Here is a 13,138-nt window from a genome sequence, read left to right on the forward strand (position 1 = left end):
TCATAATATTTATTTTTTTATGAATGTTTTTTCACATCAAAAATTTATTCCTGAAAATACATCTGTTAATAGCTTTATGTTTTGAGCATTCTGTTTTTCTCTCACATATTTTAAAATTCATCGTTTACGGGTTTACCTTTAATGGTCATTACCCTTTACCTGAATCTTGAAGAGTATTTTTCCAAAACCAAAATTTGACGTTTTATTCTAAGGTATAAATATTTTACATAATTAGCGAAGGCGGGTATACGTTAATATACCATACTATTTAACATTTTTCTGTAATTTCCTCTGTGAAATCCATTAATTCGAATGCTACGGACATGGATTTTAGTTAAATAGTTCTTTTTTATTGTCTATTTTTCCTTATCTTTCAGGTACATGGATAAAATACTCCCCATCTCCATTAAGTTTTTAACTTTTTTTAGGACCCAAATTATTCTTTTCCCTTACCGTTAAACTACCATTTTTCAGAATAAGTTCTGAAGCTCTTGATTCTTTTAACTGACTAACGTATAAATTTTGACTTATACTTCAATATTACTATTCAGTTGTCTCACTTTATTTACACAGTATTATTTATATTTTTACATTAATTATATTTGATATGCCTTATATCTTTAATATATATTTGGTGGTGTGTAAGATAAGTTACGCTATTCAATTTTATTGCTTCCTTTTTATTGATTACGTATCTCTCTTTATTGACCTATTTATTGGGATTGTAGTTATCTTCATTCCAGAATGTTTGATCCCCTCAAATCTCTTTGAACTTTGTCTGTCAATTAATAAAGTCCTATTTTTATGTTGATACAATTTATTGATATTTCATATATATCCAAAATTTATATTCTTCTATTGTTCATCCTCTCCCCTAAATCTGAACTAAACTGTATGGAGAAAATTTCCCCGTAATCTGAATTTTTGCAGGAGTCAGTTTTAGATAAATCGGAAAATAAAAGAGAGTCGAAAAAAGTTGCTATAAGGAGAGTTGAAAAAAAGTTATTGCATAGTCTCGAGCTGGAAAACTCAGTTTAAAGGCATTGTATCCTTTAAAGGCATTGTATTCAGTTTAATGTATAAAATTTCGTTTGCAGCATACACCGGGAAAAGAAGGCTATTTTTCAGCCCTTAAGGGTCTTTGCCATATAGAGTCCGTCGAGATTATACCCGAGTTTTCGGTAATATTCTCTGGCCCCGATTCCACTGATTATTGCAAGTTTCCCATAGCCGGCCTCGGATGCGATTTTTTCCGCGTGCTCAATAAGTTCCTTCCCATAGCCCCGGTGCTGCCACTCCTTTTGTTTTGCCCCTTTTCCCACAGGGACCATGGAGCCGTAAACATGCAGTTCTCTTATAAGGGCGGAGTCCTGTAATTCCTGGCGGTGGGGGGCAGCCGGGAAACGCAGCCGGGTAAAGCCTATTAGGACGTCTGCTGAAAGGTCTTCAAAAGCGATGAAATGTTCTGTGCCGTTACAGGCTTCGTAGCTTTCCATAGTAAGCTCGATATCTTTTTCGTTTATCCTTCTTCCTTTCAGGCTGTTATGCCCTACTTCCCTGCAGCGTATACAACGGCATTTACCTCCTTTTTCCCGGAGTTTTTCCTCTGCAAGCTGCCTGAGGTTACTCTTTCTGACGCCTGCAAAGATCTGGTGGGCGGGAATGTCCCGCTGGATGCGCTGGAGTCTTACCCATTTGGGCAGGACGGATTTTATGTCGGCAACAAGTTCTGCTGCCTCTTCATCGGAAAGGGCCTGATATTCTCCGGCTTCCCACATCCTGTACAGCGCTGTGCCTTCGGTCACTAGGGTCGGATAAATCTTGAGGTAATCCGGCCTGAAGCGAGGATCTTCAAAGAGTTTTTTAAACCCCCTTAGATCGAGTTCGGAATTCGCTCCCGGGAGGTGGGGCATCATGTGGAAGCCTACCTTGAAGGCGCTGTCTCTTAAAACCCTGTTAGCTCTGACGATTTCTGCAACTCCGTGTCCTCGCTGCATCCGCGTCAGAATAAAATCATAGACACTCTGGACTCCAAGTTCAACCTTTGTCCCCCCAAGCCTGAGGAACTCGTCCACATGTTCTTCTGCTGCCCAGTCGGGACGGGTTTCGAATGTTATGCCCACGTTCCGGATATCGGCTACTTCGTTAGCTTTCTGGACCTCTTCAAGCGGGATGTAAGGGGAAGCTTTTCCGATCTGCCGGACATTTTCCCTCCATTCGGTGCCTGTGAAGTCGTTCATCGCCTCAAGGCAGCGTTTGCTGAACCATTCCTGATAATCGAGGCTGCGGGCTGAGAATGTGCCTCCCATGACTATCAGCTCTACCTTCTCCACATCATGGCCTATCTCCTTTAGCTGGGAGAGCCTGGACTGAACCTGGGCGTAAGGGTCAAACTCGTGTTGAATTGCCCTCATAGCTGCAGGTTCTCTTCCCATGTAGCTCTGAGGAGATTTAAAAGCCGAATTGGGGCCACCGGGGCAGGGCAGGCACACTCCGTGGGGGCATGGGGCAGGGGAGGTCATTACGGCAATTACCGCAACTCCGGAAATTGTTCTTACGGGTTTTCGCCTGAGGAACTCCTTTATTACTGCCTGCTCTTCGGGTGTACCCTGCATAATTATATCTCCGTTCCTGGGCAGGCTGGCAAGATGATATAGTTTACTTACGTCTTTTTTTACTTTGTTCAACTGGTCTTCGTCTTTTATTTCCCCGGCAAGTACCTTTTCAAGGATATTCCTGCAGGCCCTGTTATAATCAGTTTCCTTCATTTCAAATTCCGTCTTATCGGGGCATTTTTCCCGGCTCTTTCTTTCGGCAGCAGTTTAGCTGAAAGGTTCTTTTGGAACTGGTAACTTTGTTGCAGAACTTTAGGAGTCGTACACTTTAAGCTCCCGTTTTTGCTACTTTCGATAAGCTCGCTTTACTTAAAGCTGTGTGTAAGCCTGCTACTATCCTGCGACTGCATTTTAAAAAAGACAATTTTACTTTTTCTTTTTGTACGGATGATCATTTCAGTTTTTAATGTTGTATCGGGTGATTTGTATCGGGTGATTTGTATCAGGTGATTTGTATCAACTAAAGATATCTGTAATCGATTACTCTGAATAGAGCCTCAATTCCAGTACCTGATTATCAATTTCTCTGAGTTGAGTCTCAATAATAGTATAAATATAGTCAATTGATTTGAAGAGGGAATCAATTGACCAGTATCATGGTTGTTGTCTGTCACGGATATATTTCTCGGGTATCCGGAAGGGTTGGCAATTTCGTTTGTCTGGTTTTGATCAACAGAAATCAAATCCTATGATAAAAGTTCCCAGCCCTACTGCTGGCTTGAGGCCCATGACAGACCTTATATATTCGTCCGAGGGTGTAGAAGGAGATGCGAGCACAATGTTGTTTATTCTGCTCACGCACTCTAAATCCTCACATTTTTGGGGAGGGAGGACAACGGTGAGAGGTTCCTTTCCTGCCTCTTTTGGTTTTGGTACTGCACTTCTGTAAATTACAAAATTCCCCATCACCATCATATCTTTGCATTTTTTGCACTCTTCGATTTTTTCGGGGTCATAGATATCCTCGCCTACTTTTTCCCCGTACTGCATGAGAATCACATTTGGTCCCTCTGGCCATACATAGTCCATGTTGGTTGTAAAAGCTATGATTATCTCCCGCTTGAGAACTTCTTTGATCCCCCGGTTGTCTCCGACTCCCATGCCCATCAGGACTGCTCCTTCGGCTTTTTTCTCGAGTTCAAATATTTTCTCCTTATCTTCTTCATTCAAAATGTACGTATCTTCCACGCCTTTGATGGCTTTAATCCTGCAGAGGACATCCTGGATAATATCTTGGCATTCCAAAGCTGATACCCCGTGTTGTTTTTTAATCCTATGTTGTGCTGTTCATATAAAATATGATCTTATATAGTTTACTTGTCCGAGTTTCGGGTACCCACTCTTCAGGGGATACTTTCTTGAAGCTATCTCTCTACTCTTTTCTTTTATATATTTTTCTTATTTTATATTTCTTTTATTATATCGTCAATTTCTAATACGTTGTATAAATTATACTGCTACCCGTGCAATATATACAAATTTTGACTTTTATTTATGTAAAATTAATGAAAGTCTGTGCGAAAAATAACTTAATTATTCCAAAAGTTGATTTCCCCCCTCCCGCTTTGTTCCCTAAATTTGCCGGCTTTCAAGGGCCGATTTCTGAGCTTATTTTTTTCCTGTTGTCCGGGGCAGCTCAGCAACGTGGCATATGTAAAAAACAGCTCCTTTATGGGGTGTCAGGTACAGTTTCTTTCCGGAAGATGGCTGAAACTGTAATATGTAATTCACTCCGGCTTTAGGAATAATAAAGCCTCTGCTCCGATTGTGCAGTTGAGAAATTGCTGATCTGTATGAGGTGTGGAACAATTTTTCCCGCTTCAAGAGCTTTTTAAAACAGGCAAACCTCAAATAAATGGGGTTTCCACATAATTGGTTTTTAAAATTAGTATTGTTTCAAATTCTTTAGCTCTTCTTCCAGAAACATATTATCCTTTTTCCATAGTGTTTTATAAGTATTTCGACTTTGTCTTCTATGTTAACCTCTGACGAATATTCTGCCCGGGTTCTTTCGACATTTACCGTCATTTGTATCGTTGTTTTGCGCTTTTCCTCTCTAATTTCTCTGAAATAGACCACAAAAGATTTAATAATGCAATTATTTTATAGAACACTTGTAATCCAATTTAGAGGGATACGGAGGGAATGAAATCCTCTTCGGCAATAGACGAAAATGGACAAGTCTGATTTGGTGAAGAACGGTGAAAACCCTTTAAGTGTTTGATCCCGACACTTCTTCTTACATACGATATATCTTAACAAACATGGAGGAAACAATAAAATGAAGAGATTTGCAGCATTATCACTGGCTGCCCTCATGCTTCTCACTGTATTTGCATCCGCCGCAAGCGCAGTAGACGTAATTGAGATCCGTGGTCCAGTGTACAATGGCTCTGATATCGACGACATTATTGATACATATGGCGACGGTACCATCCTTACAATGGATGCAACTGACTTTGCAGCATTCTACTACGACATTGACGATAACGTAACAACCGAAACCCTTTCCATTGAAGACGTTCCAGACACTGAAGGCAACGTCATTGGAGAAGGCGGACTTATTTATGAGACAACCATCCAGGAAGTTGAATACGAATACTACAACCCGGATGCTGGCTGGGACAACTACAGCCTGATGGGCTTCTTCGCAGAGAAGTACATCCCAATCAACCCTGACAAGGCAGACAAGCTCTCAAAGCTCATCCTTGACAGCGATGACAAGTACACCATCAGAACCGGTGAAATGCTCGACCTCGGTGAAGGTTATGCTATCGAAGCCAAGCAGGTCGATGTTGACGGTGAGAAAGTCTGGCTCGAATTCACCAAGGACGGAGAATTCGTAGATGACGAAATCATCTCAGTTTCAACTGCTGACGATGAAGCCAACACCTGGGATGTAGAACTCGATGACATCGAGGACGAAGACGATGTTATTGTCCTCAAAGTCCACGTCAACCAGGTCTTCCAGGGCGCAGTCGACAGCATTGCCCAGATCGAAGGTCTCTGGCTCATTGACTACGCAAACGCAATGACCATCGAGTCTGACGACGAATTCGGTAACCTTGACGATGTATCCATCGACGGTGACACCCTTACAATTACCAACGAAGACACCTTCACTCTGACCAGGGATGATGAGGAGGAAATCGGTGAGGGCCTCTACTTCGCCACAGCCGACACCCCATCCAATGTGCTCAGGTTCTATGCAATGAAGGAAATCACAGACCCCGGCACCTATGAAATCAGGGGACAGGTCGCTTCCGGCTTCGGTGATCAATCATGGGATGCAAGCAGCTTTGCAGGCTTCTACTATGACATCGACGACAATGTCTCAACTGAAACCCTCACAGTCTCCGATCTTGACGGAAACGTGATTCCTGAAGGCGGTCTCGTTTACACCACCACCATCGCAGACGTTGACTTCGAGTACTACAACCCTGACGCAGGCTGGGACCAGTACCCTGTTATGGGTTTCTTTGCAGAAGAATACATCCCAATCAACCCTGACAAGGCAGACAAGATCGCAAAGCTTGTCCTTGACAGTGATGACAAGTACACCATCAGAACCGGTGAAATGCTCGATCTCGGTGAAGGTTATGCTATCGAAGCCAAGCAGGTCGATGTTGACGGTGAGAAAGTCTGGCTCGAATTCACCAAGGACGGAGAATTCGTAGATGACGAAATCATCTCAGTTTCAACTGCTGACGATGAAGCCAACACCTGGGATGTAGAACTCGATGACATCGAGGACGAAGACGATGTTGTTGTCCTCAAAGTCCATGTCAACCAGGTCTTCCAGGGCGCAGTCGACAGCATTGCCCAGATCGAAGGTCTCTGGCTCATTGACTACGCAAACGCAATGACCATCGAGTCTGACGACGAATTCGGTAACCTTGACGATGTATCCATCGACGGTGACACCCTTAAAATCAGCAATGAAGATACCTTCACTCTGACCAGGGACTCCGAAGAGGAAATCGGCGAAGGTATGTACTTCATGATCGCTGACACTTCATCCTCTGATCTCAGGTACTACCCATACGTAGAGAAGACCATCGGTGAAGAGGTTTCTGGCGAAGAAGAAACTCCTGAAGAAACCCCAACCGGGGAAGTTACTGAAACCGAAGGAGAAGAAGAAACTCCAACCGAAGTAACAGAAACTCCAACTGAGGGAGAACCTGCACCTGAAGAGACTGAAACTACCGAAAGCGAAGGTACTACTCCAGGCTTTGGATTCATGTTCGGCCTTGTAGGACTCCTTGCAGTAGTTTACCTCGTCAGGAGGAACAACTAAATTTTCTGAGTGAAGGGTTTTCCTACCCTTCTCTCTTTTAAATTCTTTTTTGGTTTCTTTTTACAGATAAGTTTTTATTTGTAGGATTTCTTAGTTCTCTCGATGCTTTTAATTCTGAAATCCTGATTCTTTAAACCGTCTGTTTCAGGGTTACAGATCAAGGTGAAATACCATGAAAAAAAGTATAGCTTTAATATCCGTGTTTGCGGTTTTGATGATCGCGTTTTCAGGCTGCGTGGGCAACAATTCCCCTGCAGTTAACGGGACAGACTCGGCCAATCCGGAAACAGATGCAATTTCTGAGGAAGATGTAGCCGGAATAAGCACACTTGAAACCCTTCCTGCGGGCTTTGAGTACGTTGATACCATTTCACTCTCCACAGATGAAATTAAAAGTGATTACGACGCTGAAAATGTCTCCGGGGTTCTTAACGTCTCCGAAGGGGTCTACAAAGACTCTAATGAAACTAATTATTATGTAGATGTTATCGAACTTGAAGATGAAGATGCTGCAAATAATTTCATCGATGCATACAAAGCTTCTTTCCCTCCACTTAGTAATGGTTCCCGTTTTACGGATGTTTCTTTTAACGGGCACTCTGCCGTGATAATCACCAAATATATTACATCGGGAGGAGAAGTCGTTCCCAGATACACCTACATCTGGAGCAATGAAAACTATGTGATAGTAGTTTACGGAAACACTGCTGAAGAAGCTCCCATCAGGCAGCTGGCAGAAGCAACCGGATACTAATTCCTTTTCAGTAAAGTTGATATTTCTCAACTTTCTTTATTTCCTTTTTAAAATTGACGGCTCCGGATTAATCGGTTGATATTCTGAATCTCCAAAGCTGGAATCTTTTGTTTTTCTTTTATACTCTTAAGGGCTGACTTGTCAGGTTTGCAATGCAAAAAAGTAACAGGAGAACTCATAATGCTATCAGGAAAAACAGAAGTGAATCTTCTTCCCTGTCCGGAGAATACTTCCCTTAGAGGCTGTCTTAAAATTAAATAATACCTGTCCCAAGATTGTTCGTCAATGTCAGAACAGACTGAAAGACTTCCTTATCCTAGCGATTTATCTGATAAAGAATGGAAACTAATCGAGCCTCATATCCCAAATCCCCCAACTAATCGAGGCAAAAAACGTGTTCACCCCTATCGTGAAATATTGAATGGCATATTCTATTTGCTACGTTCTGGTTGTGCATGGCGAATGCTACCACACGAATTTCCACCATGGCAAACTGTCTACCACTATTTCCGTCTTTGGCGTCTTTATGGAATTTGGGAACGCATAAATGCTGCGCTAAGGACTGAACTGAGAATTGCAAATGGCAGAGAACCAGAACCGAGTGCAGCGATTTTGGATAGTCAATCAGTCAAAACCACAGAAACACGTGGAGTACGCGGCTATGATGCTGGTAAGAAAGTCAAAAGACGAAAGCGCCATATTCTGGTGGATACAACAGGGCTAATATTAATGGTTGTAGTTCATGCAGCGAATATTCAGGATCGAGATGGAGCTAAACTTGTTCTGGAACAAATTAAGGGGACATTCTCTCGATTGCAGCTTATTTGGGCTGATGCTGCTTATGCTGGTCAACTGGTTGATTGGGTCAAGATAACCTGTGGTTGGGTTTTGGAAATAGTAAGGCGTAAAGATGATGTCAAAGGTTTTCAAGTACTTCCTCGCAGATGGGTAGTAGAGCGTACATTTGGATGGCTGGGTCGTTATCGGCGGTTGAGCAAAGATTATGAAGGATTAACAGAGTCCAGTCAAGCCTTCATTTATGCGGCTATGATCCATATAATGAGCAGACGACTGGCTAAAATAGAACCTTTATCCAGATGAAAAATGAATATTCAGACAGCCTCTTAGATATCAGGAACTTATTTTAATCAAAAAATAAATATCAGCGCCCCCACTAGCTGGTCTGCAACACTCTACAAAAAAGAAATACAGATTTGGAAGAAAATTAAAAACCTAAATTTCTTTCATTTGTCTGCTTGATTCTCCTCCTTGCTCACAAACGTCTCAGAAACTTTTACTTGCCGGGGTGTTCTCTTCATTCGTCTATCTCTTTTTTGTCTTTTCGGGAAAGACCGCTCTCCTACGTCGAGCGGGAAATGAGCGACACTGTATAGCGAATAACGTCGAAAGGGTCAGAGATATCTTTAATTTAGTCTGCTTGGCTCAGCTCATTACTTAAACCATCAACCAGGGAAGAACAACTCTGGTGAACATCGGGAAAAAAGGCACATAAATAGGAGATTATGAAGAACCGAAATGTAAAAAAGGGCAGTAAAACGGATAAGAAAGAAACTCCTTGGAGTTTCTGTTTACTTCGATCTTATCCGCCATACATTTATTTCAAGTACTTCAAGTCGTTCACTTTATAAGCAAAACGCCTTTTCCGCCGATGTTAACATCGCCTACTAACTTGCGGTATGTAACACCTTCGACTTCTTCTGTTCCTTCTTCTTTGTAGGAGGGTAGCAGGTCGTACACTTCGCCTTTGATGATGACCGTGCCGTTCTTCATCTCGCTTGCCGGCATGGTAGCATTGCCTTCGATGACTATTTTTCCGCCGTTGTTTGAGATTGCGGGAAGGAGCCCTACATCACCTTTTACGAGGATCTCCCCTCCGCACATATGTTCGCCAAGGTAGTCCTTCGTATTGCCGTTGACGGTAATCTTTCCTCCACGCATGCCGCAGGCTTCTCCGCGGTAACCTGCTCCAACATAATAGGAGGCACTTCCGTTGAGGATGATTTCTCCGCCTGCCATCTCGCAGCCGAGCCAGCTGTCAGCATCGCCGTTGATTACGACCTTTCCTCCCTTCATGCCAAAGCCGCAGTGCATATCCACGTTGCCATTGATCTCGATCTCTCCTGCGCTCATGTTCTGCCCTATGCGCTTAACTCTGGAGACATCACCTTCGAAAACTATCTTTGTGTTTTCTGCGGAGTCACTGCCTTCCACCTCTATATAGAAGAAATCTCCGAGGGGGCACTGCCCGTTTCCGTACCAGACGGGAATCGCCTTAATCTCTTCTGCGGACTTGCCGGCAAAGTTGTCAGGGTTTATATTGTCGGCTTCGATGGGGATTTTATTTGCTTTTTTGAGGGAAAGTTTTACGAGCTGCATTCAGAACACCCCCTCGGTGTCGATTTCAACAGGCTTCTGGATGTACGAGTCCTCAACCATATAATTGGCTTTACTCACGGTGTAGTACTTCCTGAATTTGCGGTCTATATCTTTCTGCATCGCAGCATCGATGCTTTTCGGAACTTTTGCGTTCACCCAGTAAGTCTTTCCTTTCGGGGTGGCTTCGATTTCTCCGTCCTTTACAACGATTTCTCCGCCTTTCAGGGTATATGCCGCACCTGAGAAAGCTTGCTTAACCTTTGCGTACTCCGTCGAGGGGTCAACCTGACCGGGCAGGAGATCATAGATTGCAATGTCTGCATCCGAGCCAACTTTCAGGTTTCCTTTCTCCGGCCTGCTGTACATCTTTGACTGGGTGCTCCTTGTCATGACGGCAAGCTCATAGAAGTCCAGTTCCCTGTCGATTCCGGGAAGTACCATCCTGTCAAGAGCCATCTTGGAAAAGCCTGAGATAACCTCTGCTCTCCTCTTTGCGCTCATAAGGTAGGTAAAGGCTTCAGGATAGTTAACGAAAGAACCGCCGTTGGGGCTGTCGGTTGTGAACATAATCTTCCAGGGGTCCTTTACGAGCAGGGCGAGTTCAAGCCCTATTGCCCACTGGACTGCGTTTACGAAACTTTTTGGAGAATAGAACAGGGGCACGACTCCGGAAGCATCTTCCAGTTCGATGTCCTGGTTGCTCCATTTCTCGTGCAACATTCTTGCGTTTGCATACTCCACGGGACCGTCTGCAGTCATGGTCACGGCAGGGCCGAAGATTACCTGCCCGAGGTCAAATGTCAGGTGGTCTGCCCCGTTGACATAGTCTGCAACCATCGGGGCTCCGGTTTCAAAGTCCCTCCAGGAAGTGCCAGCATAGGCATTGAACTGCACGTGAGTTACATGCAGGGCCTGTCTGTCACGGCTCGGCTTAACCTTCTCAAAGAGCTTCATGGTCTCTATGGTGGTTGCGTAGTTGCCGGGCTTTCCCAGGTTGTTGCAGTGCACGTGTATGGAGTGCGGAAGCCGCAGGCGTTCGTTAGCTTCTGCGAGCCCGATAAGGATCTCTGCAGGAGTTACATCAAAATTGGGGACAGGGTCGTAAAGGCCCGTAACGTTCCTTCCCCAGCCCCAGGCTTCTCCGCCTCCGGGGTTTACAATCTTTACTCCGTAACCTCTTGACGCTTTCAGGCCCCAGGCAATGTAAGCTGCGAGTTTTTCAGGTTCCTTGTCCCGGATATATTCCATAACCTGCCAGTTGCTTCCGAAGAGAGAAAGCCCCATTTTGTCAAGGATAGGGATTTCCTTGAATTCCTCATGGGTGTGCCTTGCGGCAAGCAGGGGGATTGCAGCTTCACAGATAGTTGTGTATCCGAGTTTTGCATACCTGTACCCGATTGCGTAAGTATTGGGAGTGTTGTACCCTACCTGCGCTCTTGTTTTTTCGGTACGTGCAACCTGGCCCGAAAGTCCGGGTACAGGGTTTTTCCTTGCATCATTCGGATTGATGAAACGGCCTACGTTAATTTTTCCTGCGCTGTGGGTGTGCCCGTCAAAGCCTCCTGCCATGGTGAGCTTGCCTACTGCATCGATAACCTTAGCATTTCCGGAGACTCTCTCTACGATCTTTCCGTCTCTGATGCAGATATCCATAGGCTCGCAGTTAATTCCCTGCGCAGGGTCACAGACACTGGCGTTTTTAATCAGGATTTCCGACATCTTATGCACCTCTCTTCAGTTCCCTGACCTTTGCAGTCAGGTCTTTTACGATTTCTTCGTCGGTCTTAAACCTGGTATCAATCAGTTTCTTCATGCGGAGGGAAATTGCATCCATACGGTAAGCCGTACCCTCGGCTTCGATTCCTACGATTGCCGAGGGGATTACCACGTCTGCAATTTCGGTTGTCGGGTTGGCATAGGGGTCGATCTGGATTACAGGAATCTTTGCAAGGTGCCTGACTGCTTTTTGTGGGAAGTGGGCCCCGGGATCAGCTGCAGCTATAATTGCAGCATCCGGCTCTTCACGCACAAGCAGGTCGTTTGCTCCGGTTTCTCCGGGGTTGTAATATGGATATCCTCTGGCGAAGTCGATAGCCATCGGGAAACCGGTTTCCCAGGTCGCTACCTGCCCGAAACCGGTAACATTATAGTGCCCGCGCATTCCTATCATTACGGCTTTTGTGTGCTGGTTAAGGTCAGAAATAAGAGAAGACACCGCATCTCCGTTCTTGTACTTGGAGCGGGACTGGGTTACTCCCATTCCGAAGAAGATACAGACGAATTTTGCATTCTTCAGGGTCTCTGCAAGCTCGAGAACCTCAGCTTTTGGAACCCCTGCAACGGTTTCCGGAACAACGTCCTCATGCCCGTTTACAATTGAGCGAAGCGCGGTTATAAGGAGCAGGTCGGAACCCTGTTCGATTTCCACATAGTTATCAGCGAGTTTAGCGGTGTCGGTTTTTCTGACATCGATGACCACCATTGTCCTGCCTTTTCGCCCTTTTTCGGTAAAGAAGCCTTTTGAAAAGCTGGAGTAACGGGACATATGCCTGGGGTGGGCATGGACAGGGTTGCAGCCCCAGAAGACGATTACATCTGCCCTGTTCTTTATTTCTCCAAGGGAGGCTGAAGGAGAGCCTTTTTCCTGGGCAGCAAGGGCTGACGGTCCGTGGCAGACGTTTGCTGTAGAATCTATAACCGAGCCGGTTTCTTCGGCAAGCTCAATTGCGCCACTTACCGCTTCACAGGAAGTGGAACACCAGCCATAGGAAAGTATCCTCCTGGAATTTACGAGAATTTTTGCGGCAGCTTCGATTGCCTCTTCATAGGAGACAGGGACAAGTTCCCCATCTTTTCTGATCATCGGGGTTTCTATCCTGTCATGTTCGAACATGCCGACAAACTTGCTGTGCCCGAGGATGCAGGCGTTTTCTATCTTCGTGATCTTGTTGTCCTCAACAGTGACCGTGATATCGTCGCAGAGGGATCCGCAGAGGGAACATACTGCGTCTTTAATTACTGGCATATTTTTTCCTCCGAATTTTTCAGTTTTCTCCGGTATCTGATGAAATATGA

At 44.6% G+C, this 13,138-nt stretch carries 8 protein-coding genes; 3 read left to right on the forward strand and 5 right to left on the reverse strand.

Features of this window, described 5'->3' with window-relative positions; all coding sequences use genetic code 11:
- Positions 1–1,124: 1,124 nt before the first annotated feature.
- Together MA_RS04305 and MA_RS04310 are read right to left on the reverse strand one after the other, a co-directional pair.
- Complete coding sequence (locus MA_RS04305; RefSeq protein WP_011020870.1) at positions 1,125–2,768, reverse strand: tRNA uridine(34) 5-carboxymethylaminomethyl modification radical SAM/GNAT enzyme Elp3; 1,644 nt, start codon at positions 2,766–2,768, stop codon at positions 1,125–1,127.
- Between the two features lie 516 nt (positions 2,769–3,284).
- Positions 3,285–3,860 carry a hypothetical protein gene (locus MA_RS04310; RefSeq protein WP_011020871.1) on the reverse strand — a complete coding sequence of 192 codons (576 nt, stop codon included), beginning with the start codon at positions 3,858–3,860 and terminating at the stop codon, positions 3,285–3,287.
- A 1,036-nt stretch (positions 3,861–4,896) separates the two neighbouring features.
- On the opposite strand from MA_RS04310, the gene slmA reads away from it, so the two are divergent.
- The 3 genes from slmA to MA_RS04330 all read left to right on the forward strand — a co-directional run bounded on the left by slmA (position 4,897) and on the right by MA_RS04330 (position 8,767).
- Entirely contained in the window at positions 4,897–6,912 is a 2,016-nt protein-coding gene (gene slmA, locus MA_RS04320) for an S-layer protein SlmA (protein WP_011020873.1), read from the forward strand.
- Between the two features lie 172 nt (positions 6,913–7,084).
- Positions 7,085–7,666 carry a hypothetical protein gene (locus MA_RS04325; RefSeq protein ID WP_011020874.1) on the forward strand — a complete coding sequence of 194 codons (582 nt, stop codon included), beginning with the start codon at positions 7,085–7,087 and terminating at the stop codon, positions 7,664–7,666.
- Between the two features lie 285 nt (positions 7,667–7,951).
- Positions 7,952–8,767, forward strand: coding sequence for an IS5-like element ISMac15 family transposase (locus MA_RS04330; RefSeq protein ID WP_011020875.1), 816 nt, complete (start codon positions 7,952–7,954; stop codon positions 8,765–8,767).
- Between the two features lie 537 nt (positions 8,768–9,304).
- Here MA_RS04330 and MA_RS04335 read toward each other — a convergent pair.
- Genes MA_RS04335 through MA_RS04345 form a run of 3 tightly spaced genes read right to left on the reverse strand, consistent with a single transcriptional unit; the run spans position 9,305 to position 13,088 of the window.
- A complete protein-coding gene (locus MA_RS04335) occupies positions 9,305–10,063 on the reverse strand; it encodes a formylmethanofuran dehydrogenase subunit C (RefSeq protein WP_011020876.1) in 759 nt (252 codons plus the stop codon).
- Positions 10,064–11,782, reverse strand: a complete 1,719-nt coding sequence (locus MA_RS04340; protein ID WP_048064976.1) for a formylmethanofuran dehydrogenase subunit A — start codon at positions 11,780–11,782, stop codon at positions 10,064–10,066.
- A 1-nt stretch (position 11,783) separates the two neighbouring features.
- On the reverse strand, positions 11,784–13,088 hold the full coding sequence (locus MA_RS04345) for a formylmethanofuran dehydrogenase subunit B (RefSeq protein ID WP_011020878.1): 1,305 nt from the start codon (positions 13,086–13,088) through the stop codon (positions 11,784–11,786).
- Between the last annotated feature and the right edge of the window lie 50 nt (positions 13,089–13,138).

It is taken from the genome of Methanosarcina acetivorans C2A (assembly GCF_000007345.1).
GTDB classification, from domain to species: domain Archaea; phylum Halobacteriota; class Methanosarcinia; order Methanosarcinales; family Methanosarcinaceae; genus Methanosarcina; species Methanosarcina acetivorans.

Excerpts from the sequence above, each read along its gene's own strand:
- MA_RS04305 (WP_011020870.1), bottom strand. The coding sequence starts at position 2,768 with ATGAAGGAAACTGATTATAACAGGGCCTGCAGGAATATCCTTGAAAAG.
- slmA (WP_011020873.1), top strand. The coding sequence starts at position 4,897 with ATGAAGAGATTTGCAGCATTATCACTGGCTGCCCTCATGCTTCTCACT.
- MA_RS04325 (WP_011020874.1), top strand. The coding sequence starts at position 7,085 with ATGAAAAAAAGTATAGCTTTAATATCCGTGTTTGCGGTTTTGATGATC.
- MA_RS04330 (WP_011020875.1), top strand. The coding sequence starts at position 7,952 with ATGTCAGAACAGACTGAAAGACTTCCTTATCCTAGCGATTTATCTGAT.
- MA_RS04335 (WP_011020876.1), bottom strand. The coding sequence starts at position 10,063 with ATGCAGCTCGTAAAACTTTCCCTCAAAAAAGCAAATAAAATCCCCATC.
- MA_RS04340 (WP_048064976.1), bottom strand. The coding sequence starts at position 11,782 with ATGTCGGAAATCCTGATTAAAAACGCCAGTGTCTGTGACCCTGCGCAG.
- MA_RS04345 (WP_011020878.1), bottom strand. The coding sequence starts at position 13,088 with ATGCCAGTAATTAAAGACGCAGTATGTTCCCTCTGCGGATCCCTCTGC.